This is a genomic window from Serratia fonticola (assembly GCF_001006005.1).
GTDB classification, from domain to species: domain Bacteria; phylum Pseudomonadota; class Gammaproteobacteria; order Enterobacterales; family Enterobacteriaceae; genus Chania; species Chania fonticola.
Window position 1 is genome coordinate 282,598 of the sequence record NZ_CP011254.1, and the last position, 26,749, is coordinate 309,346.

The window sequence follows — 26,749 nt, forward strand, 5'->3', positions numbered from 1 at the left end:
AGCATCCTACCGCAATGATATCTCAGATAGCGTAGGGGTTAACAAGAACAATATGACGGACTAATAATTGTATGAATGATAACGAAGGGACACTATTTCAAAGCAATGCATTCTCCCTTGAGCAAAAACTTGAAAGAGCACGAGCGCAACTGCTTGATTTAGGTGCTAGAAATAGATTGCTCAACATTCCCAGAGCACGGACGTCAAAATTTCTTGATGTGTGTGATGAGCGCTCTGAAGATATTTATAAGCTATTAGTGGTTGAAGCTAAAACCTTTACCTTCCTGCATGGAAAAACTGGCAAAGATGATGATAGCCAGGAAAGTGAAGAAGTGAATGATGACATTGAAACATTTCTCTATCCGTTCAAAGAAGATGATACTCCAAAAGCGCAGCATTTAGATACAAAACTCCAAACAAGGCTAACGGCTAAAGGGTTACAAAAAAGGCTATTGGACCTTTATCACGACTCTAGAACGTTAGAGGAAGAACAAGGTGTCAATATTCTTTATTTAGCACTGGGAACGTTAAAATGGATAGATCCTGCTAATAAAGAAAATATTCGCTATGCACCGTTAATTTTAATTCCTGTAACTCTTGAACGTGGCAATGTTGGTGAAAGGTTTAAACTACGAGCAAGGAACGAAGAAATTATCGCCAACCTTTCCCTTGAGGCTTTTTTAGAAAGAATTCACCAAATTACTCTTCCAGAGATGAGACTAGATGATAATCATGAATTAAATATCATTAGTTACATGTCAGATATCGCTGAAGCAGTCAGCCTTAAGCCTGATTGGCAAGTTCTAGAAAATGATATCTCTTTGGGCTTATTTTCCTTCGCTAAATTTTTAATGTATCGCGATCTAGATCCTGCTAATTGGCCCGCCAAAGATAGTATTACCTCCCAACCCATTATCCGTGCACTGATGTCGGATGGGTTTGATGAAGATGACAGTCTGCTATCCGAAGATGTACCAATCGACCCTATTATTCCACCAAAAGATATGCTGCACATCATGGATAGTGACAGTTCACAAACTCTTGCGATTCATGAGGTCCGTCGGGGTAAAAGTTTAGTCATACAGGGGCCACCTGGAACAGGTAAGTCACAAACTATCGCAAACATCATTGCTTCTGCTGTAGCGGATGGAAAAACAGTTCTTTTCGTTGCTGAAAAAATGGCTGCTCTAGAGGTTGTTAAGCGTCGCCTTGATCAGTACGGCGTTGGCGATGCTTGTCTAGAGTTACACAGCAACAAAACAAACAAGCGCGCCTTCCTGGAAGAACTTAAAAGAGTTTGGGAATTAGGTTCCCCCCGCGGAGAATTCTCAGACACATTGATAGATAATCTGACCGAAGTTCGAGACCTATTAAACCAGCATCCTGCGAGGATCCATAAGGTTTATAGCCCTTCGGAGCTCACTCCATATCAAGTCATGGGTCACTTAGTCCGCCTACGCCAGGTTGGCCAAACCCCAACAAATTTCCGTTTGCACGGTATCGAATTATGGAGCAGCAATGATGTTACAAAACGCTTAGAGCTTACAAAAGAACTCTTAGATAGGGTAAATGATATTGGGATACCTGATAATCACCCGTGGCATGGCGTTGGTCTTGAAATAATAATACCCAGCGAGGTGGAACGTTTAGTCCCTGATATTAACGCAGTGCTAATCCAACTTGCAGATTTTTATTCTAAAACTGTAGCGCTAGCAAGAAATGTAGCGCTATTTCCTGCTCCTAACACCTTCAAAGATATTGATGAACTCGTGGTGGTTACGGAGCACATTAACAGCGCCCCAAATCTCTCTGTGGAAGCCTTAACCTCGCCAATATGGAAAACTAAACTAGTAGAGATCAATAATCTAATTAATTTAGGCCTTGATTATCAAAGGAGCTTTGCAGAACTTGAGAGTGAGATTGTAGTTGGAAATTTAAACATGCCTCTTACTGAACTTGAGGTTGAATTAAAAGCGCTTCCGGATAGTTTATTACCCTCAGGCTTTGCCACTGCAATTCCTCTTCAGAGGTCGTTGACAAAACTGCTGGCTGAAGCACGTCAACTACAGCTTGAATTAGGGTCCCAAACCGGACGGGATACTTGCCAAGATATCAAGCAGTTGATCGAACTAGGTGAAAAAGTGGCCTCTGTGCCCGATGTCAGCCCCGAAGCCCTCATTGCATCCGTTTGGGAGCAAGGTGTTGAACAAGCTTCAGACCTCGTTAACTCGATAATACGATTAACCGAAACGTATTCTAATATTGAACACCAACTACAAGGGGTTGCCTGGGAAGCTGACGTTATTACTGCGAGAAACAGTTTAGCAGTACAAACAGATCCACTTCGGTTTTTCAGCAGTGAATGGCGAAAATCCCGGGCTTTTGTGCGATCCCTTATTCGCGACCCTTCAATGCCAATTCCATTGCAAGTTGAATTACTAGATAAACTGCTGGAAGTACAATCGTTAAGAAAAAAAATAAAAGAACTCGATGCATTTGGACAAGCCGCATTTGGCAGTGATTGGCGTGGGGAAAATAGCAATAACCAACTATTATTAGCACTTATCGATTGGATGAAGACATTAAAAGAATTCAATACAGAAACTCGGGTTCTTGCTAGCCGCCTTGCGGATCGTGATTTAGTCAAATACCAAGTTGAACAACTTAACACCACATTTGAACAGGTAAGTGTTCAGTTAGATACTCTATGGAACGCTTTCGGCTCGACACCAAATGAATTCTTTGAAAATAACTTTTCTATAAGTCGCGTACCTCTTAATTTTATCGAGAAATATGTTAAAAAGTTAATCTGGGTTGACGAAAGATCTAGAGAGCTATTTAAAAATCCGCCAGAAAACTTAAGTGAAAGGCGATGCTTACTATCGAAAACAATAAAGTTGAAGCAACTATCTCAGACAATAGACTCTTTTGATACTCTAGGCACTCAGGCATTTGCTAATAGCTGGATGAAAAGTGATTCCGATTGGAAATCATTGATGCAAGCATCCAACTGGATAGAGCAGCATCAGGATTTACGTTATATTGCAGCCAACATCAACGATCGAAATGAAATAGCGGAACTTGCAAAGGAATATCAACAAACAGGCATTAAACTTATCAACACTATCGATAACCTGTCGATAAGATTAGCTTCAAAAACTGAGACGCTGTTTAAAGTAGCTTCAATTGATGAATTATCAATACTAGCAGCAGGCACTAAGTTGCTATTGTGGATGGATAATTCAGAACAGCTTTCCAAATGGGTTGCTTGGCAATACCGAGCTTCTTTAGCTAAAAATCTAGGCATGAGCGAGTTTATTGAAAAACTTGCAAATGGAAGCCTTACGCAAGAAAACAGCTTCACCGCTGTTGAACGTACTTATTATGAATCCTTATTGGCATTAATGGTGGAACAAGATCCTGAGCTTGTTCGATTTGATGGAGAGCTTCATTCCCGAGAGGTGGAAAAGTTTTCTGACTTGGATCGTAAGCGTATCAAAGCAGCTAGCTTTGAAGTGGTTAGAGCACACCATCGTAGAATTCCATCTCAAATAGGTGGTGCGGGCCCTGTTGGTATTCTGCGTGCAGAAATGGCACGTAAGAGGGGGCACATGCCAATCCGGCAGCTAATGCTAAAGGCTGGCATGGCGATACAAGCTCTAAAACCAGTAATGATGATGAGTCCATTATCTATTGCACAATTTCTGGTACCTGGATGCCAAAAATTTGATCTTCTCGTGATGGATGAAGCTAGCCAGATCCAACCTGTTGATGCCATCGGCGCCATTGCAAGATGTGGGCAAGTGGTTGTCGTAGGTGATGAACGACAATTACCCCCAACCAGCTTCTTCTCTAGAATGACGGAATCGGATAATGAGGATGATGATGAACTTTCACAGGTGGCAGATATCGAGAGTGTATTGGGATTATTTGTCGCCAGAGGATTACCGCAGAGAATGTTGCGTTGGCATTATCGTAGCCGCCATCAATCATTAATTGCTGTATCTAACAGCCAATTTTATGAGAATAAACTCTTTATAGTACCTAGCCCGTACACTCAAGAAGCCGGAATGGGGTTGCTATTTCATCATGTACAAAATGGTGTTTTTGAGTCGGGAAGCAGCAGCTCTAACCCGGTGGAAGCAAGGCGTGTAGCTACAGCAATAATGGAACACGCACAAAATCATAAAGGGCTGTCTCTGGGTGTTGCGACATTCTCGGTTTCACAGCGAAAAGCAATCCAGGATGAACTAGAGGTATTACGCCGCTTGAATCCGGAGTTGGAAGATTTCTTCCATGCCCATCCAAATGAACCATTCTTTGTTAAAAACCTAGAGAACGTTCAGGGAGATGAGCGCGATGTTATTATGATTTCCGTTGGCTATGCCAAAAATACCAATGGTTACATGGCGATGCGTTTCGGCCCTCTAGGTGCGGAGGGAGGAGAACGCCGCTTGAATGTTCTGATAAGTCGAGCAAAACGACGTTGTGAGGTTTTTGCGTCAATCACTGACGAAGATATCGATCTTGAGCGGGCAAAAGGCAAAGGTGTCTTTGCGTTCAAACTGTTTCTTCAATACGCTCGCACAGGACGTTTATCCCTGGCTCAAAAATCCGATCGTGCAATGGATAGTGTGTTTGAGGAACAGGTGGCTGATGCACTTCAAAAGAGAGGTTACCAGGTCCATCCACAAGTTGGCATTGCTGGATTCTTTATCGATTTAGCCATTGCAGATCCTGATATGCCAGGACGATATCTGATTGGCATTGAGTGTGATGGTCGAGCCTATCATAGCTCTCGGTCCGCCCGTGAACGTGACAGATTGCGCCAATCCGTGCTGGAGGATCATGGGTGGATTATTCACCGAATTTGGAGTTCAGACTGGTTCCAGCGACCAGAAGAACAGTTGCAACGTACTGTCGAAGCAATCGAAACAGCAAAAAATGAACTTGCCCTTCGTTCGGAGCGCAGGAGTTCTGATACCAGAGCTGTGCCCATTGAAATTATCACTATTGAACGTGAGTCTGTAACAGAAATTGGTCTCGTCGATGCTGAACAGAGTCTTGAGAATGTTGATAATTATATCGAGTCTACCCCAGAGTTTCATGCCAATTGGCAGCTGCATGAAACACCAGCGAGCATTTTGGTAGACCTGATTGAAAAAATTGTTCAAACAGAGTCACCAATTCATGTCAGTGAAGTCGTTACACGCCTAAGAACCGCATGGGGGTTACAGCGTGCCGGGGCAAGAATAGAAGCGGCAGTAAATCAGGCAATCAATATCGCATGCAAAAAAGGAACGATATTGCAGGCTGGGAATTTCCTTATGTGTAGCACCTCAGAAGTCACGCTCCGAAATCGACAGAACGTTCAGTCATCTGGTCTGAGAAAACCTGAAATGATTGCTCCTGAAGAAATAGCCGTCGGCATCAAGGCAGTGGTGACAAGAAACTTAGGGGCCACAGATGACGAGATCATTTCATCTGTTTCCAGAATGTTGGGATTCAGAGCAACAAGCAGCGTCTTGAGAAAGACAATATCTGAAGTCATAGAAGTTTTATTGAATGAAGGTGTTCTGAGGAGAGAAAATACAATGATTATTGTTAGCGAAACAGTGGAAAATTAATGGCTTTAGACAGTTGCCCAAGGTCGCGAAAGCGGCCTTGGGGTGCAATGCCTGATATCAACACCCTCTTCTTTAGCTTTTGAGCTCCTGCGTTAAGCTTTAAAAAGCTGAACAGTCATACCAAAATATAACTCTAAACATCAATAAATTACCTTCAGTTATAGCGATATAGAATCTCCGCTGCTAACTTTAAACTCCCACTCAACCATCGAGCAAATACGCATGACCAACGAGTTTTCCGGCGGCTGCCTGTGCGGAGCCATACGCTTTAAGGCAACCAGCCCAGCAAACCCACACACCTGCTCATGCGATATTTGCCAAAAGCACACCGGTGCCCAGTCCGCGGCATGGATTGAGTTCTCGGCTTCCAATGTGCAATGGATCGGGGAAGGTGGCAAACCCGCAACCTACCGTTCCTCACCGGCCTCAAGCCGAGCCTTTTGCCCACGGTGGGGTAGTTCCATTGGGGCCATAGATGACGGCCCCGTTATTGCATTACTGAGTGGGGTATTTGATAACCCAAACGATCCTGCGCTGGCACCGGAATACCATTCTTTTGAAGATATGAAAACCGAATGGTGGCAGAAACTGTTTCCTGATAGCCCACCTTGACAGTGCACAGAATTCATCCGATCTTGGGATAGTCGTGACACCAGCAAAAGGAAGATACTATGGTGATTTACAGTTTTTTCGTGAAGGGCGAGCAGATTGTGGTACTGGATAACTCTGTACCCGATTTCGCAGATAATCAAAAGCACCTGTTAGATAAAGGCTATGCCAAGCAATTTGAAGAGTTGCAAGCCACTTCCCCGCAAGCGGCCCTTGTCAGATTTAAAGACATCAAGGGTGAGGAATACAAAACAGCGCATGCCTTTACCACTGGTGGCGTGTTTACCTCACTGATTGGTGCCTTATTGCCTAAAGGCTGACAGCACAGCTTGCTGGGGGCTCAGGCGAGTGGCTTATGCCCCCACCCGCCAATCAAAGACTGTCCCAGTCCGGCAGCTTGTTTACCCTCTTGCGCCAATAGTGATATAGCGCCATCATCAGGCCAAACGGCAACCCAACCTGCAAGCTTGTCTGCAGCGCCATCAATACGCTGTAGCATTCGCTTTTCCAAGTCGTAAACCACATAAACAGAACCCAAATAGTGCCAAAAAAACCACCGAAGCAAAGCACATTCAGCCAGAACGACATAAACGGTGGCGGTGGGATCTGGACGCCTAACCTCCACAGCAGGCGCAAGAGCGGTGGAGCATAATTGCAACGCCACATCTTTTTCTCTGCCATCAACGCTAATGCCCGTTCCTTCTTTTCATCAAACGTCATAGTTGAGTCCCTTCACTAGCAACAAGTCTATTTTTTTATCAGATCGAGCACAGTTTGAGAACTGCCGCTTAAAGGTTTTTCACCGTTTAGATCCTCGCCCTATAGTGGGCCTGATAGGGTTCTGTCATTACTCAGTCGTGGATGTGATGCGATTCGCATCTCCGGTGCAGGACTAGCCATATCATTGGTGTTTGAGCGCAGAAAGGATAGCCGAGATGGATCCACTACATGCAATCACCCTGACGATCGGCCTATTTGTGTTAACGTTTTTCAATCCCGGCGCTAACCTGTTCGTCGTGGTGCAAACCAGCCTGGCTTCTGGCAGCCGAGCAGGCATGCTTACCGGCCTTGGCGTAGCGCTGGGTGACGCCCTTTATTCCGGGCTGGGCCTGTTTGGCATGGCAACGTTGATCACCCAATGCGAGGGGATCTTCTCGTTCATCAAGGTCATCGGCGGGTTATATCTTCTATGGTTTGCCTATAAAAGTATGAATAAGCAGGCAACGCCACACTCCCCTGCGCTGCAACAACCGCTCAGTGCGCCTTGGTATGTCTTCTTCCGCCGAGGCCTGATCACCGATCTCTCCAACCCGCAGACGGTGCTGTTTTTCATCAGTATCTTCTCCGTAACCCTCAACGCCAATACGCCCGCCTGGGCCAAACTGAGTGCCTGGCTGGGAATAGTGCTCAGTTCGGTTATCTGGCGCGTTTTTCTCAGCCAGGCATTCTCCTTGCCAGCGGTACGGCGCACCTATGCCAGCATGCAACGGGGAGCCAGCCGAGCAATCGGTGTGGTGATCGGGGCTTTCGCCATTAAGCTGATTTACGAAGGCCTCACGCGCCGCTCCCTATAGCCGGTATATATCGTTGTGCATGAGCCCAAGTTTGGCCTTTGTCTGCCATTTGAAAAAGCACGTGCATTTTTCCGCCATTTACTTTAGCATTAACTAAATTTAGCAAATACTAAAATAACAAATGACTGACGAAAACGCCTCGCTGCTTGCCAGTGCCAATGCCGCCGCGACGTTGCTCAAAGCCATGAGCAACCCCCGCCGCCTGTTGATCCTTTGTATGTTGGTGGACGCGCCAGGCACCAGTGCCGGTGAGCTGGCGCTAGCTACCGGGCTTAGCCCATCAGCGACCTCACAGCATCTGGCCAAGATGCGCGAGGAAGGGCTGATTGAAAGCACCCGCGATCGGCAGCGCATCAATTACTCGATTAAAAATAGCGCCGTGCAGCAGGTCATCGGCACGCTAAAAGCCATCTATTGCCCCTGAGGACACCATGAACATAGAAACGATAACTGCCCAGCAAGCGCAAAAAATAATCATGCAGGGAGCGCAGCTGCTGGATATTCGCGGAATGGATGAGTATGCACACGAGCATATTGCCCAAGCCAGCTTACTATCGCTGCCTGAAATAGAGAAAGGTGGCAAACCACAGGCCGTTAGCGAACAGGATGTGGTGATTTTTCACTGTCAGTCTGGCCGCCGTACGGCAGAAAACGCAGCGCTATTGGCAGGAGCCGCAACGCCTGCCAAGGTTTATCTGCTTGAAGGCGGTATTAACGGTTGGAAGCAACAGGGATTGGCTGTCGTCAAGGGTAACAACCAGCCACTCCCCATCATGCGACAGGTGCAGATTGCTGCTGGCTCCCTTATTCTCGCTGGGACAATCTTGGGGTACGTAATCTCTCCCCTGTTCTTCCTGTTGTCCGGCTTTGTCGGTGCTGGATTGCTATTTGCCGGCATTAGCGGATTTTGCGGGATGGCGACGCTGTTGGTCAAAATGCCTTGGAACCAGCCCAAATAACCCGATCACTCTTTTGTAGGGGCTCTGCATGCTGCGCCCGCTTAACCCCTACGCCCTAGGCAAGATCCAACGAATAGACCCGTGACGACTCCCCCCACGGGTGATAGCCAAGCCCATCAAAGCTAAAACCCAATTTCTCGTAATAACCCACATGATCGGTACACAGATGCAAACGGGGAAATCCCAGTTCGCCTGCGGTCTTGGCTACGTGGTTTACCAACAATGCACCGCAGCCCTGCCCACGATAATGCTCATCGACGTACAACGCACATAGCCACGGATACAGTTCCATGCGGCTGATAAAGTCATTGGTAATCAAACCCGCGCAACCCACAACCGTTTCCCCATCCAGCAACAAATACCACTGCGGTAGCGGGTTTACCGCGTCGATACAACGGGTTATCGAGTCTTGATACAGCATCATGGTCTCTGGCGATGCCCACTGACGCTGGAAATAATCGATAGCCACATCGCGATAGGCTGGCTCCTGACGCACCGAAATAATGTTCACTTAAGCCCCTCTATGACAAAGTTTTACGCTCATAAATACACACCTATACCCTTTGGATTTCAAGTTGCAGCTAGGCGACAAGCTTGATCATCCCCAGGAACTTACTTTTGTAAGTGACTGGGGTGGACAAGTGCAGGTAACAACGCTGCAGCTTGAAAGACAAGGGGTAGAGGCCCTATTTTTGTTGGCGGTCTGTTTGCTGAACGAATACCATTAACCCGCCGCGCTGTTATGCGGTTTATATAATACAGGAGACGTTATGTCGCAAAATATCTATGACAATCAAACCTTCTTCGACGGCTATGCGCAGCTAAGCCGTTCGGTGCAGGGTTTAGATGGCGCGCCGGAATGGTCAACCATTCGCAGCATTCTGCCAGATTTGCAGGGCAAAAAGGTGGCCGATCTTGGCTGTGGTTACGGTTGGTTCTGCCGCAGCGCTCGTGAGCAAGGTGCAGCCCAGGTACTGGGAATGGATCTTTCAGAGAAGATGTTGGGCAAGGCAAAAGAGATGACCGAAGATCCGGCGATTGAATACCGCCAGCAGGATCTGGAGGCGCTACAGCTCCCAGCAGCAAGCTTTGATTTGATCTATAGCTCGCTGACGCTGCACTATATCGAAGACCTCGGCAAGCTGTTCGCAACCGTTTATCAGGCATTGGTGAATGGTGGGGAGTTTATCTTTACTGCCGAACACCCGATTTATACTGCGCCAAAGCATCAGGGCTGGTTGGTGGATGAGGCAGGGCAAAAATCCTGGCCAATCAATGGCTATCAGCAAGAAGGGCAACGTATTTCCAACTGGCTGGCGGAAGGCGTGATCAAGCAGCACCGTATGCTGGGCACCTATATCAATTTGCTGGTCCAGCAGGGATTCACCATCCGCTATCTGAACGAGTGGGGTCCTTCGGCACAGCAGATTGCCGACAATCCGGCACTGGATGAAGAAAAAGAACGCCCGATGATCTTTATCCTGGCGGTACAAAAGCCCGCTGCGTAATGCCTATTCGCTTTATTAAATATCGTTAAAACATCCAATATTGGGGAGGCTGCCTCCCCCCAATACTTTCCAAGCTTATTCACAGCAAACGGATCTGGGCAACTTCAGGACAACACCGTTTCACTGTCAGTACAACTTACTCGCTCGCCATTTCACCTTCGTGGCTTTCAGGTTCTAACTCGCTCTGAACTTCCTCAACCGGCGGCATTTCCAAGCGCAGATCGATCCAGCGCCCTTCTGGAATGTCCATCGGATCCCCAGCAACGATCGCTGCGGTATCAATATCAAAGCGGCGTTTGCTGACCTTGACCGTGATAGTACCGTCTTCGGCCGCTTCGGTAGCGACGAAGCATAGGCGGTTACCGTTGACGTCCTGCGGGACTTCGATATTCCAGCCTTCCAGCGCGAAACCTAGCGAACCCGTCACTTTGTATACGCCAACGGAGACTCGCTCTGCGGTAACGCCCGCAGCCTCACCATTCACCGCAGCCAGCCCGGACAGAGTAAAGCCATCCAAGAATTCTTCGGACATTTTCTCTGGGTTGCTGGAGAGACGGGCGATGGGTGATGCTTTTTTCAGGAAGCCGTTGGCGTCTACGGTGGTGTTGCCGGTATGCCAAATTGTTTGCCAAGCTGAATGGCCGCCCGTTGAAGAACGAACTCTTGTTCGTAAATCTACTGCTGCTCCGCCCATTGCCCAAGCCATCTGGAAACGGGATGCTCCATCGTACCCTCCCATAATCCCCGCCCATGGCCCAGCGGTTGGAGCATTGGTGGTATTTGTTCCAAAACGGAAGAACTGGTTAGCACCGACGCCATCTGGGGCTGCTACTGTAACAGGGGTATATGCGCCAACCCCTGCGTCACCAACTTGCATCGGATTTGAAAGAGTATTCCCATCCCACAATTTGACCCAACCTTGCCAGACACCATTCCTAAGAGTGTTGCGATATACCTCATCATACGAGCTAGGTGCTGTAATGATAGCTGAAGCCAATAAGGTGCCATGCCCTCCATTTGCATTAGATGTAAACGTCCAGTCAAGGCAATAAGCAACTCCAGCGCGAGGCATTCCTATACCATTGGCGTTTACTCCATACTTTCCCGTAGGCTTGGTTTTAAGATCATCTAATACTGTATCTAGCGGCAGTGGCACAGCTACGCCACCAATACCATATTGTCCAGCAGTAATAACTGGTGAAGAACCAACATATAGCCCATTAAGCGCATAAGTAATCCCTGTACGAGCATTAACGTAAAATACAGGCTTCCCTCGTTCTACGCCAGTGCCTAAACTGTTTCCAATTGTAGGTGCAACGGAAAATCCATACCAAGTACCAATAGTGTAATTATTAGGTTTATCAAATCCAGCATAGTCAGCTCCACGAAACGTAATTGGTGCACTATTGCTGCCAATAACATCAGTAACTTCCTGAGGCGTTGACATTGCTGTTGATATAACATGTCCCTTTGGTATGGAAACTAAGCCATCTGTGCGGCATTCCATAGAATATGCTGTACCATTCCATCGAATCCTCATTGAGCCGTCAGTCGGGTTTGAAATGATAGCCCCCTTTTCTACAGAGCTATAATCCAAAAACCGATGTGTCAATGCGGTAGCTCCGACAGGCGCATATTGGTTAAAAGTCGCATCTCCACCGTTAAGAGTAGCAAGTGCATTTATCGTTGTTCCATCTGTATTCCAAAACCTAAAGCCTCCGCCACCGTTACCTCTATGATTTATAATATCAGTTGCACCTGTACCAGAAATTCTATTCCACGTAACCCAACTACCCTGGCTTGGTGGGATGTAGTTAACTGAATCTATTCCACTACTTAGTCTTAATGGCCGACTGAATAAGATCTTACTATTAACAAATTGATCAGATGTTTTTGTCGTACTAATTGAGTCAGTCTGAATTTTAGATAAGGTAGGAACGATTAGCGTTGTACCATCATCCTTGGTAAAGGTCATATCCCCAGAACCAGTAAACCAACTCACCGTATCGTTGCGACTACCTTGGAAGAAGGTCAGCATTGCCGCAAAGCGAGCGGAGAATTGGCTGATATCACCTTCATAGGTGGTGATAATCGCATAGCTCTGCCCGCTGGCCGTTGAACCGGCATAGTTGCTGTTGAGAGTCAGCGAGGTATTGCTATTTACCTGCTTAACTTCATACAGCTTATTGTCTGGAGCCAGTAAAATCATACCAGACATCACACCAAACTTAGCATCGGCCCACGCGGTGCCAGTACCCGTTACGGTTGCGTTATTAGCAGTTAAATTGATAGTGCCTGTTTTGTACCACATAAATATTTACTCCAAATAAAAATCGCTCATAGCGGATTCGGATTGAGAATTAAATTACCTTATCTTATTCCGAGTTATTCATTTGTAATTTAACTGAAAACCCAAATACATCTAAAATAAAAAATTCCTTAAAAAACACATAACCAATTTTTTAATTACATTTTGGCATGAGTTGATAAAGGTGTTTAAATTCTGGATTAGCTTTACTAATCATCTATTGAGCCAGAGCTGATTCCGGTTAAAATACTGGTTCAGGCTCATCAGTTGCGGGCATTTCAACGCGCAGATCAATAAAACGCCCCTCAGGGATATCAATCGGAGTACCGTCCGGCATCTCAACAAAGATCGGTTGCTTTTTATCATCGATTTCCCCGCTATCCATAGCCTCGATGTTACGCGTTGAATATGGTCCGGTGTCGTAACTACGATGATATGTGCGGATCTCAATATCGCCGTCCGGCAACACTTTTGACTCTATCCATACTAATGGGCGCTTATTGTCATCAACCGGGATTTCGATGCCGTTTCCAGCGCCGCCCCAAGTAGCATCAGCATTAAAACCACGAACGCCGGATACATGGTAAACACCCTGACTAACACGCTCAGTAGTTATACCCAGACTTTCATCATTCAATTCGCTAACACCGTCACCAAACAATTTCACAATCGGGGATGCGGCTTTGATAAAACCGTTGGAGTCCACGGTTGTGTTAAAACCACTTAGCGCTTTTGTTTCGGTAACGAAAGTTAGACCGGCGGGCATTGCGGTTTGCCAAGATGACTCATTGTTGTAGGTTATCCCAGCAAGGATTGCTGTGCCACTAACATTCCCTAAAATTTGAATGCTGGGTACGTTATAACCTGGGCCTTTCATCCATAATTCCCACTTACCGGTGGTTGAATTGTATAATGTTCCGAAGACAAGGTTGACGTTTTCAACATAATTTAAGCCAAAAGATAGAACTTGCAGCCCTCTAGGGGTTAACGCCGTACTAGAGGCCCCTCGAGTTGAGAAATAAACAAGTTTATGATCAATTCCAGGTGTACCATAGCCTTGACCATTTGATACTGAAAATAATATCCCACTAGCCCCAGTGGCTGTTGGGCCATATTCAGCTAATTTCACATAACCAGCTGAACCGCCCCATGACTTCATAGTTGGCGCAATAATCTGAGCCATGGAGTTATCCATTGTTACTTTCAACCAACCTTGCCAGTTCCCACTTCTAAGCGTGTTTTTATATAGTCCTTCTTGAGCACTTCCTTTATCAGCTAGAGCTGATGCTAATAAAAACCCGTGCCCCCCACTTGAAGTTGCCGTCATCGACCAGTCTAAGTAATAAGCCACATCATCTCTCGGCATATCGGTAGAACCACTGTTTACAGCATACTTACCCGTCTGCTTTTTCTTTACTTCCTCCATCACCGTTGCTGGATTTAACAATGGAGTTATGCCACCTATCCCATACTCACCAGCCTTTAAGACTGGTGTCGCACCAATATATAAGGCATTAGGAATGGTAATTGTTCCATCCGGCCTTAGATTCATTGAATATGATGTTCCATTCCATTTTATAGAAAGTGAACCATCGACAGTATTTGAACTAAACGATGCCTTTACTGAGTCATCACTTGCGTAAAAATTATGCACAAGTGCGGTGTTACCAGCTACAGTTGCTCGCTGTAATATATTTCCAGAACTCCCAATAGTGACTACGCGGTCAGCTGTAGCGCCATCTGAATTCCAGAAGTTAAACCCACCTGAACCAGATCCTTTATGGTTCACGAAATCAGTTGCATTGGTCGCGCCGCCAGTGGCTCCAGTTGCTCTATTCCAACCGACCCAAGCCCCTTGTGTCCTAGGCAAAAAACCTTGGGAAGTACTGAGACTCATCCCCATAGGAAGACTGAAGGAAACTGAACCCGCGACATGCTGATTCGCTGTTGATGACCTGGACAAATAGTCTGACTGAATTTTAGCCAGCGTCGGCACAGTTAGTTTTGTACCATCATCCTTGGTAAAGGTCATATCCCCGGAGCCAGTAAACCAGCTCACCGTATCATTGCGGCTACCTTGGAAGAAGGTCAGCATTGCCGCAAAGCGGGCGGAGAACTGGCTGATATCGCCTTCATAAGTGGTGATAATCGCATAGCTCTGCCCGCTGGCCGTTGTACCGGCATAGTTGCTGTTCAGGGTCAGCGAAGTATTGCTATTCACCTGTTTAACTTCATACAGCTTATTGTCCGGTGCCAGCAAAATCATACCTGGCATCACGCCAAACTTGGTATCGGCCCACGCGGTGCCAGTACCAGTTACGGTAGCGTTATTAGCAGTTAAATTGATAGTACCTGTTTTGTACCACATAGAGTTATTCTCCTCGCAATGAAGCGAAAATTTTTATTTAATATTGAGCTATTTACTTATTGATGACTTAACGTCGATACAATGAGCAATCCAACGCTCGGTTTTTTCAGGCAGCGCAAGCCCATTTTCTTTTAGCTGTTTTGCCACTTCCAAGATGGCATCAAGCTGTTCCCCTACATCCATATAAGCCTTTCGCCGCTCTTCTTTATAATCTTTACTCACCGTTAATTTCATAATTAAACGTCACCTCGAATCGTTTCACTGGGAATGGGTTCGATGAAATACTATAGCTACCGGCATGCTTAAAGCTAATTTCAACATCCGTGCCATCAGAAATGAACTCCTGCTGTTCGATAAAGAAAGTCTCACCTTTAGGTATGCCCTTTAATTTTCCATTTTCAAATCTGATTAAATCTGGCCTTGCCGTCTTTATACCATTCAAAAAATAGAAAACCTCACCATCAATATAACCATCATAAACAGACCAATGATTAAGCTGCGCGGTTAGCTCAGCATCCCGTCGGCGACATGTTGCCTGTTGCCTAACCATTCCGATATCATCATAGAATGTAAATTCTTCATTCATCGCATCGCCCCCCATACTGCTAATGTCACTTTATTTAAAACTACATCCTTCCATGCCCACCATTTTATGGTAAACCTATGTACACCTGCACCTGCATAGGTTGTCGCCATCATCACAGGACTATCATTAGGTGCTCCAGCATAAAATTCAGCAACTTGGTTGCCATTCAAATAAAGCGTCGCTCGTGTATGTCTCTCGGTATTAAAATAACTTTGTCTTAATGCTGCCACCATAATCAATTGGGCACCGTAATCCAGCGATACTACGCCATCAATAAGGGTATATTCAGTATCATTAGCATATGCTCCGCCTTGCCACTCAAATGCCGCAGGCACAATAACCGAGTTCCCCTTTATTCTTAAGGTATCAATCTGAGCATCACCAATCTTGGCCGTGGTTATTGCCGCATTACCAATTTTTGCGTTAGTAATCGTCCCATCAGCAATAAACGCCGAGTTAATAAACGTCTGGCCATTTTGCACGGCGAAGGGAACAGACACATTGCCTTCATCTTTGGTTACCAAGGCAAATCGATCGGCCCGCACCAGGAATTGCCGGTTACCGGCGTCATCAACCCCCAATGCCAATCCGGCAACGCTGCTTTCCCCCTTCTTACTGGTTTCAACTTTTACCGACCAGGTTGCAGATACCTTGCCATCCAAGGTCGCCTGCGCAGAACTCACCTGCTGGACTGCCGCCTTGTTATCACCCACCGCGGTATTCAATAACTTGATATCGTTAGCCGTTGCCGATTGGTTATCGGTCACGGTTTTCGACAGCGAGGTAATCGCCGAAGTATTGTCACCAGTAGCGGATTGCAGAGCACCAATTTGCTGAGCCGTTGCGCTACTGTTATCGGTAAGCGTTTGACTCAAGGCGGTAACCGAAGCCTCATTTGCTCCCGTGCGGCTGGTCAGGTCGTTAATCAGCTTAGCCTGGGCGCTGTCCGTATCCACCAGCACCTGCAGTTGCTGATTGAGTTGGGCATTGTTGTCCCCCACGGTGCCTACCAGCGCTGTCACCTGCTGGGATAACGCCTTGTCGGCCTCCGCACGTACCGTCTGTTCCGTCATCAAGCGCGCATCAACATCACCAAAGCTCGCGCGTAATTCGGTTATCTGCTGCGCCTGTGCGCGCTGATCGTCCGCCATTACGTTCTGCTGGGTCTTGATCGATGCGGTGACCACGTCATTGCTGATAACGTCTTCCGCCTGCTTTAACGACTGCTCGATATCCGCCTTGGCAATGGCTTCAAGCGAACTGCTGAGCGAAGCCTGCGAACCAGCCGAGTCGCTTTGTGCCTGCTTCAGCTCGCCGATCGCCGCGCTGTTTTCGCCAGAGGTCGCCGTTAATGAACCAATCTGCTCCGCCATCGCCGAGTCTTGATTGGCCAACGTCTGTAGCCGCTCGTTGATGGCCGCCGTATTTTGCCCCACGGTGGAATCTAGCGAACTCAATTGCCGAGATAGCGCTTCATCCGCCGTGGTCCGCGCTTGCGATTCGGCGGCGATCGCCGCTTTATTTTCGCCACTGGCTGCCCCCAGGCCAGTAATTAACGACGCTTGAGCACTGCCGCTATCCACCAGCGCCTGCAAACGCTGATTCACCTCGGCCTGATTACTGCCAACATCTGCGCTCAGATGGTCAAAGCGTTGTGACAACGCGCCGGTCTCGCTGGCCCTGGTGGTGATCTCCTGCTGCAACTGCGCAGACACATCACCAAAGTTCGCGTCCAGCTGCGTGATCTGCTGGGCCTGCGCCTGCTGCCGATCGGCGAAAACGGTTTGCGCCGTGGTTAACCGGGCGCTGCTCTCGTCCAGACGTTGAACATCGTTATCCTGCTTAAGCGCCTGTTCGATATTCGCCTTGGCCGTAGCCTCCAATGCCTGTTGCAGGCTGGCCGTGCTGCTTTCGGCTTCGGTTTGCGCGATACCAAGGCGGGTGATGGCCGCCGTGTTTTCCTGGCTGGTCGCCTGGATCACGTCAACCCGTTGGCTCAGCGCACCGTCGGCATCAGCACGGGATTTCGCCTCTGCCTGGATAGCCGCAGTGTTACTGCCCGTGCTGGCCTGCAAACCGGAAATCTGCTGGGCCTGAGCCGAGTCTGTCGCCGCCAGCGTTTTCAGCTGCTGGGTTACCTCCGCTCGGTTCTCACTAAACTCAGAAGTCAGCCCACTGAGCTGCTGGCCCTGCGTTTTCTGCTGATCGGCCAGCGCTTCGGTTTTCTGCGTAACCTGCGAGTTAACCTTGTCCTGTTCCGTCTTGTTGCTGCCGATTGCCTTGGCATTGGCGGAAACGTTGGACTCCACCTTAGCCAAAGCAGAATCGGCATCGGCCTGCGCCTGCTCCAGCTTGATAATCAAACCCTGCTGATTATCCGCCGTGGCTTTCACCGAGCTGATATCCTTGGCTAACGCCCCATCGGCATCCACACGTGCCGCTTTCTCCTGCGCGATTTGCGCGGTATTCCCCTCGGCCTTGGCAATCACCACGTCTAGCTTGCTGGCCAGTTGCTGATCATCATCCTGCAATTGAGTGATCTGCGAAGCGACCTCGGCCATTGCCGCGTTGGTGCCACCGGTAAGGGCATCGACCTTGGCTTGCAGTTCGGCATCTGCACGCGCCAAGCTGGCTCGGGTGCTATCAATTTCCCCGCGCGCATCCTTGATATCGCTATTCAGCGCCTCCTGGGCCTGGGCGAGTTTTTGGCGGTTATGCTCGATGGTCAGGCTGTTTTCGATGGCGGCTTTGCCCAGCTGCGTCAAATCCTGTTGCAGCACGTCGACAGCATTGCTCAGATCGGCATTGCGGCCCGCCAGTTCGGCGTTAACCTTGTTCAGCGCTGCTTGCAGGGTATCGACATCCCCTTGCAGCGCATCCCTGTTCGCCTCGATATCGGCCTGCGCCTGGGCGATCTTCTCGGCCAGATCCTGGACGTTCTGATCCGAAGGCAGGCTGTTGATCTTCTCCAACAGATCTTTGCCCAGTTCGGTCTCGGTAATGCTTTGTGCGATCTGCGCCAACACCACGTCCGCGCTGTCCGAAGCCATCCCGCGTACAAACTCGCTCCAGTCGGACTGGTTGCCGGTTTTGTCGGTAAAAGCTGCACGGAAGTACAGCACCTGCCCGGCACGTAGGCCCTGCATGTCATAGCGGTGCTGCGGATAAGGCACATCGGCCAGTAAGCGTTCGTCGGCGAAATCCGCCCGGCTGGCTACCATCAGGGTGGTTTTCAGGCCGTCGGCAGAGTTCTGGCCAAAGCCCCAGGAAAGCTGGATGCCAAACACCACATCCTTGGTTGCCGTCAACGAGACAATCTTGGGCGGTACACCCGCTTTTCCTGCCAGATAGCTTGGCTCGGCATAACCCCACTGTGAGGAAACACCCACCGCATTCACCGCTCGTACCCGCACGTCGTAGTTACCGGCATAAATGCCGTTAACGTCAAACCCGAGTGAAGGCGTCGATCCCACATTCACCCAGTTGCCGTTATCTTTGCGCCACTGGGCTTCATAGGTCACCGCGCCAGCCACAGCACGCCACTGCCCCCGCATTGAGGCAACGTTAATCCCCTGGCTGACGTAGTCGTAGCGCGAGAGGCTGATATTCGCAGGAGCAGGCATCGCTCCTGGTGGCGTGACGGTGATTGGCGGCGCATCCAGGCGGATGCCGTTATCGATAAAGGTGTATTTATCCGGATCGTGCTCAACGGCGTTAATGGCGAAGGTGCCATCATCGTTGGACTGGACCGACACCACGCGGAATTGCTGGATCGCCAGGCTGTCGGAATCGATACTCCAGACGGCTTCAGGCTCAGGCTGCTGGCGGAACGGTGCGGTCAGCGTCACCGTAAGCTTGTCAGCCGCGATACTGGCGATGGTGCGAGTTTGCGCCGTGCCGTCTGGCAGATTGACGATCAGGCGATCGCCTTTACCAAACGCTACTTCACGATCCAGCACCACCACGCGATCCTGCGCGGAATGGATGCGCCCGCCGTTGGTCTTGCCTGCCAGCATGGCATCTGCAATGCCGATGATCCGAGCTGGTAGCGGGATATTGCCGTCCAACCCGACGGTAAAGCTGACGGTACGATCTTTGGCATTACTCAGGATTGCCCAGCGCCCACGGCGGTGAGCCTCGGTGCGCCGCGTGCAGCCAATGGCGGTGATTTCAGTCTGGTTAACGCCGTAGCGCTTCACCAGTTCGTTATCGTAAGCCGCTTCCACCGCGTCGGCATAATGGTTGGCCGGGTCGCCCCACTTCACCAGCGCCGAGGTATAGCGATTCTTGTAAGAACCCGATGCATAGGCAAATTCACCACCGATGACGTTAGCCCGCGAATAAACGAAATCCACATCGCGCGGCATATCCGCGTAGGCAAACAGTTGGTCGTTACCCCAGTAGGTGATGCCGCGGAAGATGGCGGCGATATCACGCAATACGGTGTACGCATCCTGCTGCGACTGGATATACACGTCGCACAGGAAACGCGGCTCTTTGCCCCCGCCCCCCAAACCGTCATCAATCAGCTCATCGCAATACTGCGCGATGCTGTACAGCCCCCATTTGTCGATCTCGGCGGCAGTAACCCGGTTGCCTAAGCCGTAATTCTTGTCCAGCGCGATATCGTAAAACACCCAGGCCGGGTTGTTGCTCCAGGCCCATTTAAAGCTGCCATCCCAATTGCCGCTGTAGGTCCGTGCCAACGGATCGTAGTTGGTCGGCACGCGGATGATTTTGCCCTTCGGCTTGAGCGTAATTTTCGGCACTGAACTGAACTGCTGGGCATCGAACTCGATAAACAGCAAGGCGGTGTTGGGATAGCGGAACTTGGCGTCCACGATCTCGGTGTAGGTCTGGATCTGGGTAGTGTTTACCAGCTTGCTGCTGGTGGAGTCTGGGGTGATGCGCTTGATGCGCAGCGTCCAGCTGGTGGTCGCTTTTGGCAGATTAATCCGGTGATCGCGCTCGTACAGGCTGGTGGTTTTGCCCTTTAGCGTACCGGTGACCACGGTTTTATAGGCTCCGCCGTCGGTGGAAAGCTCAATCAGATATTCCACCTGCGAACCGTTCATATCGCCGTTATCTTCCTGCTGGAACAGCGCCGGGAAGCCCATGCGTATACGCAGCGCGTCGATATCGGTTCGGGTGAAGGTTTTGGTCCAGACGTTCGTGGTGGTCAGCTTGACGTTGACCGGCGTTTCAGACTCTACATCCGGCATGCCCTGGATATAATCCTGAGTCTGGGTACCGTTACGTACCTCCCACTTCAGGCCGGTAAAGTTTTCACTGCCATCGGGGTTATGTACCGGGGTGCCGTCGAGCAGAATGCGGGTGCCGTCTAACTCACCGGCAATTTCACCTTCAGACAGCGCCAGCAGGATTTTGATTTTAGCGTTGGACTGCAAATCATCGGGAGCTTCAACCGGCGTATGCGCCGATCCACCACCGCCCTTGCGCCCATGAATAGTTAACTTTGTCATATTGCGCCCACAAAAAAGGTCGCGAATGCGACCTGTAGAAAAATGCCCTAAAGGGGGTTATTGCTGGTTTTCAGCGTAAATACCGGCGGAAATCACCGCACCACCGATTTCCCGTTCGCCGTACAGCACCGGCACCGGGTAGCCCTGCGCCGTGGTGTTGACCGGTGAGCCAAAGGCGTAGGAGGGTTTGTTTTCCACCGACTGTGACGAAGACATGCCGAAATTCGGCTGTGGCGTCATCAGTTGCATGACACCACCGAGTACCATCGTTGAACCCAGCAGGGTTAAGTTAGTAACAGCTGTCACGGCGGAGGCACTGAGTGTCGCTGTTGCTCCCGACGCGCCAAGTGCACCACTCCAAGCACTCAACGACCAACCTGCGGTATAGAACGCCCCGACCAACGCCGCTACGCCGATGACAATCTGGAACATCCCTCCACTCTTACTCCCCGCAATCACCGGCATAATGCGGATATCAGCGCTGCCTTTAGAGGTAGCAAACTCGGCCAGGCCGATATTTTGTGGGCCATTGAAGAAGGCAAACTGCACGCCGTCCTTATGGGCATTCATCATAAAGCTCTCAAATCCGGGCAGCGTGATACACAGCGCGCGCAGCGCTTCGCGAGTATCCGCCACCACCAGCCGATGAGTTTTACCGAACTTTTTGCCCAGTTGGCCACCCAACCGGATCAGTCTTGTTGTTTGCATCATAGAAGCTCCTTCCTGCGGACTACGCGTACCGTCCGCTCCTGAAAATATCCGCTGTAGGGATAACGCTGGCTGAGCTGGCCGAACAGATGGTGCAGCATCATGCCGTCCCCCAGATAGACGCCCGCGTGGTTGGTAACCGGGGCTGAAACCTGCATCATGATCATATCGCCCACGCGCATCGGCCCCTGATATTCCCGGAATCCTTCTTCGTACCAATGATCGTCATACAGGCGGGTTTTGCCGTCGATCCACCATTCATGCTCCACCGAATAATCATTCAGCGCGATGCCGTGTTCCTGGCGATAGTAATCCCGGATCAATGACCAGCAGTCGGCATGCCCCAACAGCCAACTGCGCCCAACCAACGGGCGCTCACCGCGTGGCACAACTTCGGTGTAATCCCCTTCGGGCCACGAGACGATGCCCCAGACAATGCCCGAGTGATCGCACTGCAGGCGATCCATCTCCGATGGGATCAATACGGGCACATCAGGGTGGCTGTGGATGATGCGAATGATCTCGCCTTGATCTTCCGCCTGCGCGTATTCCTGTGGCGAAATGACAAAGTTATCCAACGCGTTTTCCGCCACATTGCGGCACGGCAGATAACGCGCCTTACGCCCGTTCTGCACCACAAAACCGCAGGACTCATTGGGATATTCCGCCGCGGCATGCTCACAGATGGCCTGCATGATTTCAGCCTGCATCATTACCTCCCCAACAGGTTGGAACCTGGGAACCCGCCAAAGGCCAGGGGTTGCGCGTCACCGAAGCGTTTTTTACAGGAGGACACCCGGCCACCACAGACGTCCAACGCCGGATCGTCGATCGGTTTATCGTCCTTATCAAAACAGGCTCCGCCGCTGTAATCGCACCCCCTGCCGCTGCGGTACCAACCCCGGATGCACCAGGTGCAAAGCCCGTGAATTTGTCGCGAGGGCAGTTGCTGGCCTTGCAGATCGAACGGTGTACAGAGCTGGAACTCCACCACGCTGTTGGTTTCGGTGCTTTTGCTGTCAATGTAGAAAACCTGCACTCGCTCCTGCGAAGCATCGGCAAGGGCGTTCCCCTCGGGGAAGTTGGCCGCATCCAGATATTTGGCAAAGGTGTCGTGTACCCGCACTTTCGCCTGCACCATGTCGTTGAAGGTCAGGCACAGTGAGGACACCAGATTGCTGAGGTTAGCGACGCTGAGCCTGGGCGTTGGTTGCGAACCATCGCTGGTTGCTGCCAGGCCGGTGATCTCGTAGGGATAGGCTTCATACTCGTTTCCCTGCCACCAGATCGATTTTGGTTTCAGCCGCAGGGCATCGTTGCCCGCCGCCGCGATCTCGGCCTGAGTGTGGGGAATATTGTGCGCATGAAAGCGCATGATGGCCGCGCCAAAGGCGGTGCCATCAATTTCAATCAGCTGGATCAGTTCCCCTGGCGCCAGCTTTTGCACTTGACTGTTAAATGACATGATTGCACCTATACGCCGAAGGCTTGCTCAAAGGCAAAACTCAACGCCTCCACATTGCGCGCAAGCGGCGTGACGGAGATTGAATCCGACTTGACGCGAAATAGCGCTTTCTTGCCGTTGGGCGGCGTCCAGAAAAAGGCGACGAGCACGTGTTGATTTAAAAAGGCCAGCATCGACTGGGTCACGGCCGGATGGCCGGTATAGGCCAACTGCCACTGTTGTACCGCCTGGTTCAGCCCATTGCTGCTGACCTGTTTATAGCCGTCGCCGAACTGCGCACTTCTGACGTTATGGACAAAGTTACCGCTAGGCGAGGCCTGGGTTTGCCATTGGAAAGTATCGATAAGCATAAAGACTCCGAGCAGTAATAACCGTCAGTCACCGGGCTAGAATTACCCCTCACCCTAACCCTCTCCCACAGGGAGAGGGGACAGTACGTGCCACATATTGGATCATGCATTCGTCTTTCCTATCACCCTTGTTACAGGTTACTTATGTACCTGAACACGGCACCATACCAGCTCCCTCTCCCTGTGGGAGAGGGTTGGGGTGAGGGGAAACAACGATTGAGGAGCAATTAATGAGGCCTGATGCCAGACTGCGGTTGTTACTATTGATGATTGATAAAGAGATTCAGCGGGCCGCTGAGGCATTCCAGATCAGGCCGCCAGGCTTGAGCTCTTTGCCCAAACGTTCGGTGATCGCCTGATTAACGATGCCCTGCACCAGCTTGCCCATACCGTCACCGGCAGAGGAGCTATTGGCCACATTCGCCGAGCCGTCATTGTTCATGACCACGGTGCTGTTGACCGTAATGCCGCCCCCCTGCTCTGCCGCCAGGCCGTACATCGGGGCTTTGTTGCCGCCCACCAGGCCACCCTCCGCATAACCGCGCATCATGGCGTAGAGATTACCCACACCGATCCGCTGGGTAGCTTCTTTGGTCATCACGAACTCGCCACGATGCACCACGCCCGCCTGATCGTATTTACCGCCGTCGCCGGTATAACCACCTGAATCAAACGATAAGTTGTCGTATGCGCCCAAAGAGAAAGCGTTATTTGCCGATCCTGCGTCCGCTGCAGGACTGAACGCCCCCTTGATCCATCCCATCGCGGCTTGTATGGCATAAGCCACCAACATCTGATTGATCATCTGGACAATCATGGTGATAATCGACGTGCTAAACTCCTTGAAGTTAGCTTTACCGGTCGTCACCAATTCGGTCAGATTGTCAGATAATCCTTTGTGGGCCGCCTGGCCAATTTCATTGAGCCCTTTATAACCATCGGTGACGCTTTCGAAATATTCCTGCCAGGTTTGCTTATCCTTATCCAGCTTCTCTTTGGTAGAGTCCCCTTTTTCCTCTCCGCCACCACCTTCTACCAATGCGGCAGCATCGGCCCCGCCCGCCGCAGTTTTGGCCGCGTTATCCGTAGCCGTTTTATTGGGATCCGCCGCAGGGAAAAAGGTTGAGTCTATCCATTTCACCGCTTTATCAACCGCAAATCCGCTAATGATTTTGCTGAATAATCCGGCGGACATCTGCAAAATAGAAGAAGAAAAAGTATGAAAACTAAAGCGGCCAGTAGTAAGTAATCGGGTAAGGATCTCCGTCAGCCCCTCGTGGCTGGCCTTGGCCACCTGAACTACCGCAGCAGAAATATCGGTTACGCTTTCCAGGTAACTCTGCCAGCTTTTTCTACCGGCCTCTGCCTGTTTATCTGAGATATAATCACTTAGTAAACCCGGTTCTTTTTTCGGATCTACTTTAAGTTCATAAGCTGGCAATGGACGCAATGATTTACGGAGGTTCTCTTGCCTTATCCTATCCCCTTTGATAGTTTTCTCCAGCTCACCCAACTGGGAAATAAGCAGTATCGCCTTGGCCCCGGAGTTCTCATTAATGGTTCGCAGCCCAAAAGAATATGACTTGGCCGCCTCGGTTATCCGAGTAGTAGCCCTCACAAAGCCAAGAGTTGCTTGAGGTAAATCTTTATTATATAGCTGCTGCATCTTATTGATGTTCTCACGCAGCAACATAGAGTCTGAATTGGCCATACTGCCCTCCAACCAACTTAATGCTGGTATAAGTATTTATTTACTATGAATGATCCTAAGTGCTGCGCTTTCCATTACGCGAATATCACTGAACGCGCTTGCCTCATCGTCCACGCCATAAAGCGTCATCAGCCAGGGCAGGCAGTTATAATCCAGCCCGCTGACACCCTGCATGCCTACGCGCCACTGAGTTCCCATGGCCTGAAAAACCTGAAACGCTGGCCAGATATCGGGCCAGGCTTCAACGATCTCCGGATCATAATCGGCGGCACTCAGGCCAAAGGCTCCGAGATCTTCAATGGCAGGCTCTGGCGTATAAAACGCTTTGGCAAGCGCTATCAGTTTTTTCCGCGTGCGGCCATCAGTTCGCGGGTAAACAGAGTGGCAATTGAATCAAACGCCCGCGGGTAGTTATCCAACAGCACCAGCATGTTTTCGCGATTAAACTCGTCAGGCAAAGCCCAGCCAGCGCAGATTTCCATCAAAAAATCCGCCATCGGATCATTGCTGTAAATACCCGTTTCGCTTTGCAGTTCCAGGGTTTCACGCAAAGACTTTTCCAACAGCTCTAGCTGGGTACGCTTTTTATGCTTGAAGGTAAAAGTCAGTACGCCATCTTCATCTCCAGGGCGCGGAACGGAGACATCCGCCTTAAACGTCGGCTTGGGATTCAATTTAAATTCAACCATGATTTCCTCATTTTCCAGATTAACTCACCCTTATTAGCCCCTCGGGCAACCAAGCCTGAGGGGGAAATAGACGTGTTTAAGCAGTCACTTTATAGAACGTCATATCGCAAGACTGCACCGCCAGCGCCACCTGTACGGTTTCAACCTGGTTAACCGCGGTGGTCGGTTGCGGATCAAAAGCCGGTACCGCAGACCAGTAGCGCAGCTCCTTGGCTTTTGGCACATGCATGTAGAACGCCAGCGTGACGCCATTGCGATCGGCATCCTGCAGCAGGCTGTAGATCGGCTGAGAAGCATCGTGCGCAAAGGTAAAGGTCTGCGTTTTGGCCGCTTTAAAGGTGGCCAGGTTACGCTGACGATCGTCTTCCAGGAACTGCACCTGCACGTATTGCTGATCGCCGCCAGACTGCGCTACCTCGGTGATCTGAGGAATTTGCGTCCAGTTGGAGATCTTCTGCAAGGAGCCTTTGCCGCCACCGGCCGGGAAGAAGCTCACGTCGGTGGTATTGATGGCACCGATGGTGATACTGGTATCCACTTGGGCAGTGATCTTGGCCACCAGGCTGTCGATCAGGCCCCAACCGGAACGTACCATCACGATGTCACCCACTTTCAGAGTGTGGCCGGTGGCCACGGTAAATACGGCGCCGTTAGCATTGCTGACTGCGGTAGTGACTACGCCTGGTGCTGTTGGCGCGCCAGCAAATACGGTGGCGCCATTTGGTAATGCAAAACCCATGGTAATTCTCCAATTTCAGATATAAAAAAACCGCCGGATGGCGGTATGCTTGGTTTACTTGCTGG

At 50.0% G+C, this 26,749-nt stretch carries 22 protein-coding genes; 7 read left to right on the forward strand and 15 right to left on the reverse strand.

Annotated elements, in window-relative coordinates:
* Positions 1-71 precede the first annotated feature (71 nt).
* The 3 genes from WN53_RS01170 to WN53_RS01180 all read left to right on the forward strand — a co-directional run bounded on the left by WN53_RS01170 (position 72) and on the right by WN53_RS01180 (position 6,556).
* The gene (locus tag WN53_RS01170; protein ID WP_024485296.1) at positions 72-5,627 is read left to right on the forward strand and encodes a DUF3320 domain-containing protein; all 5,556 of its coding nucleotides are present in this window, start codon (positions 72-74) and stop codon (positions 5,625-5,627) included.
* Between the two features lie 222 nt (positions 5,628-5,849).
* On the forward strand, positions 5,850-6,239 hold the full coding sequence (locus tag WN53_RS01175; RefSeq protein ID WP_024485297.1) for a GFA family protein: 390 nt from the start codon (positions 5,850-5,852) through the stop codon (positions 6,237-6,239).
* Between the two features lie 59 nt (positions 6,240-6,298).
* Positions 6,299-6,556: a hypothetical protein gene (locus WN53_RS01180; protein WP_024485298.1), complete on the forward strand. Its 258-nt coding sequence runs from the start codon at positions 6,299-6,301 to the stop codon at positions 6,554-6,556.
* A gap of 52 nt (positions 6,557-6,608) precedes the next feature.
* Here WN53_RS01180 and WN53_RS01185 read toward each other — a convergent pair whose 3' ends face one another.
* On the reverse strand, positions 6,609-6,956 hold the full coding sequence (locus WN53_RS01185) for a DUF6404 family protein (RefSeq protein WP_024485299.1): 348 nt from the start codon (positions 6,954-6,956) through the stop codon (positions 6,609-6,611).
* A gap of 215 nt (positions 6,957-7,171) precedes the next feature.
* On the opposite strand from WN53_RS01185, the gene WN53_RS01190 reads away from it, so the two are divergent.
* The 3 genes from WN53_RS01190 to WN53_RS01200 all read left to right on the forward strand — a co-directional run bounded on the left by WN53_RS01190 (position 7,172) and on the right by WN53_RS01200 (position 8,769).
* Positions 7,172-7,810: a LysE family transporter gene (locus tag WN53_RS01190; protein WP_024485300.1), complete on the forward strand. Its 639-nt coding sequence runs from the start codon at positions 7,172-7,174 to the stop codon at positions 7,808-7,810.
* A 121-nt stretch (positions 7,811-7,931) separates the two neighbouring features.
* A complete protein-coding gene (locus WN53_RS01195) occupies positions 7,932-8,234 on the forward strand; it encodes an ArsR/SmtB family transcription factor (protein WP_024485301.1) in 303 nt (100 codons plus the stop codon).
* A gap of 7 nt (positions 8,235-8,241) precedes the next feature.
* Positions 8,242-8,769: a rhodanese family protein gene (locus WN53_RS01200; protein ID WP_024485302.1), complete on the forward strand. Its 528-nt coding sequence runs from the start codon at positions 8,242-8,244 to the stop codon at positions 8,767-8,769.
* A gap of 55 nt (positions 8,770-8,824) precedes the next feature.
* Here the strand turns inward: WN53_RS01200 and WN53_RS01205 are convergent, their stop codons facing one another.
* On the reverse strand, positions 8,825-9,280 hold the full coding sequence (locus WN53_RS01205) for a GNAT family N-acetyltransferase (RefSeq protein WP_024485303.1): 456 nt from the start codon (positions 9,278-9,280) through the stop codon (positions 8,825-8,827).
* 259 nt (positions 9,281-9,539) lie between these two features.
* Here WN53_RS01205 and WN53_RS01210 point away from each other — a divergent pair, with 259 nt between their 5' ends.
* Positions 9,540-10,277 (forward strand): class I SAM-dependent methyltransferase, encoded by a 738-nt coding sequence (locus WN53_RS01210; RefSeq protein WP_024485304.1) that lies wholly within the window; start codon positions 9,540-9,542, stop codon positions 10,275-10,277.
* Between the two features lie 136 nt (positions 10,278-10,413).
* Here the strand turns inward: WN53_RS01210 and WN53_RS28535 are convergent, their stop codons facing one another.
* The 13 genes from WN53_RS28535 to WN53_RS01280 form a co-directional block, all read right to left on the reverse strand.
* Positions 10,414-12,588: a phage tail fiber protein gene (locus tag WN53_RS28535; RefSeq protein WP_152526602.1), complete on the reverse strand. Its 2,175-nt coding sequence runs from the start codon at positions 12,586-12,588 to the stop codon at positions 10,414-10,416.
* A gap of 238 nt (positions 12,589-12,826) precedes the next feature.
* The gene (locus tag WN53_RS26700) at positions 12,827-14,953 is read right to left on the reverse strand and encodes a phage tail fiber protein (protein WP_052754303.1); all 2,127 of its coding nucleotides are present in this window, start codon (positions 14,951-14,953) and stop codon (positions 12,827-12,829) included.
* A 48-nt stretch (positions 14,954-15,001) separates the two neighbouring features.
* Complete coding sequence (locus WN53_RS01230; RefSeq protein ID WP_024485309.1) at positions 15,002-15,187, reverse strand: hypothetical protein; 186 nt, start codon at positions 15,185-15,187, stop codon at positions 15,002-15,004.
* Complete coding sequence (locus WN53_RS01235) at positions 15,168-15,539, reverse strand: hypothetical protein (protein ID WP_152526604.1); 372 nt, start codon at positions 15,537-15,539, stop codon at positions 15,168-15,170. Before WN53_RS01235 ends, WN53_RS01230 begins: the two co-directional genes overlap by 20 nt.
* On the reverse strand, positions 15,536-21,022 hold the full coding sequence (locus WN53_RS26705; RefSeq protein ID WP_052754304.1) for a TipJ family phage tail tip protein: 5,487 nt from the start codon (positions 21,020-21,022) through the stop codon (positions 15,536-15,538). Before WN53_RS26705 ends, WN53_RS01235 begins: the two co-directional genes overlap by 4 nt.
* A gap of 57 nt (positions 21,023-21,079) precedes the next feature.
* Positions 21,080-21,730 (reverse strand): tail assembly protein, encoded by a 651-nt coding sequence (locus tag WN53_RS01245; RefSeq protein WP_024486954.1) that lies wholly within the window; start codon positions 21,728-21,730, stop codon positions 21,080-21,082.
* The gene (locus tag WN53_RS01250; RefSeq protein ID WP_024486955.1) at positions 21,730-22,440 is read right to left on the reverse strand and encodes a C40 family peptidase; all 711 of its coding nucleotides are present in this window, start codon (positions 22,438-22,440) and stop codon (positions 21,730-21,732) included. Before WN53_RS01250 ends, WN53_RS01245 begins: the two co-directional genes overlap by 1 nt.
* 2 nt (positions 22,441-22,442) lie before the next feature.
* The gene (locus tag WN53_RS01255) at positions 22,443-23,195 is read right to left on the reverse strand and encodes a phage minor tail protein L (RefSeq protein WP_024486956.1); all 753 of its coding nucleotides are present in this window, start codon (positions 23,193-23,195) and stop codon (positions 22,443-22,445) included.
* Positions 23,196-23,203: 8 nt separating this feature from the next.
* Positions 23,204-23,545: a phage tail protein gene (locus WN53_RS01260; protein WP_024486957.1), complete on the reverse strand. Its 342-nt coding sequence runs from the start codon at positions 23,543-23,545 to the stop codon at positions 23,204-23,206.
* 283 nt (positions 23,546-23,828) lie between these two features.
* Positions 23,829-25,256, reverse strand: coding sequence for a phage tail tape measure protein (locus tag WN53_RS28540; RefSeq protein ID WP_024485116.1), 1,428 nt, complete (start codon positions 25,254-25,256; stop codon positions 23,829-23,831).
* Between the two features lie 36 nt (positions 25,257-25,292).
* Complete coding sequence (locus WN53_RS29070) at positions 25,293-25,598, reverse strand: DUF1799 domain-containing protein (protein WP_024485117.1); 306 nt, start codon at positions 25,596-25,598, stop codon at positions 25,293-25,295.
* Positions 25,595-25,945: a phage tail assembly chaperone gene (locus WN53_RS01275; RefSeq protein WP_037412449.1), complete on the reverse strand. Its 351-nt coding sequence runs from the start codon at positions 25,943-25,945 to the stop codon at positions 25,595-25,597. The genes WN53_RS29070 and WN53_RS01275 overlap by 4 nt, the downstream gene beginning before the upstream one ends.
* Before the next feature lie 76 nt (positions 25,946-26,021).
* Complete coding sequence (locus WN53_RS01280) at positions 26,022-26,684, reverse strand: phage tail protein (RefSeq protein WP_024485119.1); 663 nt, start codon at positions 26,682-26,684, stop codon at positions 26,022-26,024.
* Positions 26,685-26,749 lie beyond the last annotated feature (65 nt).

What these genes read in the sequence shown, in the direction of transcription:
- WN53_RS01170 (WP_024485296.1), top strand. Translation starts at nt 72, where the DNA reads ATGAATGATAACGAAGGGACACTATTTCAAAGCAATGCATTCTCCCTT.
- WN53_RS01175 (WP_024485297.1), top strand. Translation starts at nt 5,850, where the DNA reads ATGACCAACGAGTTTTCCGGCGGCTGCCTGTGCGGAGCCATACGCTTT.
- WN53_RS01180 (WP_024485298.1), top strand. Translation starts at nt 6,299, where the DNA reads ATGGTGATTTACAGTTTTTTCGTGAAGGGCGAGCAGATTGTGGTACTG.
- WN53_RS01185 (WP_024485299.1), bottom strand. Translation starts at nt 6,956, where the DNA reads ATGACGTTTGATGAAAAGAAGGAACGGGCATTAGCGTTGATGGCAGAG.
- WN53_RS01190 (WP_024485300.1), top strand. Translation starts at nt 7,172, where the DNA reads ATGGATCCACTACATGCAATCACCCTGACGATCGGCCTATTTGTGTTA.
- WN53_RS01195 (WP_024485301.1), top strand. Translation starts at nt 7,932, where the DNA reads ATGACTGACGAAAACGCCTCGCTGCTTGCCAGTGCCAATGCCGCCGCG.
- WN53_RS01200 (WP_024485302.1), top strand. Translation starts at nt 8,242, where the DNA reads ATGAACATAGAAACGATAACTGCCCAGCAAGCGCAAAAAATAATCATG.
- WN53_RS01210 (WP_024485304.1), top strand. Translation starts at nt 9,540, where the DNA reads ATGTCGCAAAATATCTATGACAATCAAACCTTCTTCGACGGCTATGCG.
- WN53_RS28535 (WP_152526602.1), bottom strand. Translation starts at nt 12,588, where the DNA reads ATGTGGTACAAAACAGGCACTATCAATTTAACTGCTAATAACGCAACC.
- WN53_RS26700 (WP_052754303.1), bottom strand. Translation starts at nt 14,953, where the DNA reads ATGTGGTACAAAACAGGTACTATCAATTTAACTGCTAATAACGCTACC.
- WN53_RS01230 (WP_024485309.1), bottom strand. Translation starts at nt 15,187, where the DNA reads ATGAAATTAACGGTGAGTAAAGATTATAAAGAAGAGCGGCGAAAGGCT.
- WN53_RS01235 (WP_152526604.1), bottom strand. Translation starts at nt 15,539, where the DNA reads ATGAATGAAGAATTTACATTCTATGATGATATCGGAATGGTTAGGCAA.
- WN53_RS26705 (WP_052754304.1), bottom strand. Translation starts at nt 21,022, where the DNA reads ATGACAAAGTTAACTATTCATGGGCGCAAGGGCGGTGGTGGATCGGCG.
- WN53_RS01245 (WP_024486954.1), bottom strand. Translation starts at nt 21,730, where the DNA reads ATGCAAACAACAAGACTGATCCGGTTGGGTGGCCAACTGGGCAAAAAG.
- WN53_RS01250 (WP_024486955.1), bottom strand. Translation starts at nt 22,440, where the DNA reads ATGCAGGCTGAAATCATGCAGGCCATCTGTGAGCATGCCGCGGCGGAA.
- WN53_RS01255 (WP_024486956.1), bottom strand. Translation starts at nt 23,195, where the DNA reads ATGTCATTTAACAGTCAAGTGCAAAAGCTGGCGCCAGGGGAACTGATC.
- WN53_RS01260 (WP_024486957.1), bottom strand. Translation starts at nt 23,545, where the DNA reads ATGCTTATCGATACTTTCCAATGGCAAACCCAGGCCTCGCCTAGCGGT.
- WN53_RS28540 (WP_024485116.1), bottom strand. Translation starts at nt 25,256, where the DNA reads ATGGCCAATTCAGACTCTATGTTGCTGCGTGAGAACATCAATAAGATG.
- WN53_RS01275 (WP_037412449.1), bottom strand. Translation starts at nt 25,945, where the DNA reads ATGGTTGAATTTAAATTGAATCCCAAGCCGACGTTTAAGGCGGATGTC.
- WN53_RS01280 (WP_024485119.1), bottom strand. Translation starts at nt 26,684, where the DNA reads ATGGGTTTTGCATTACCAAATGGCGCCACCGTATTTGCTGGCGCGCCA.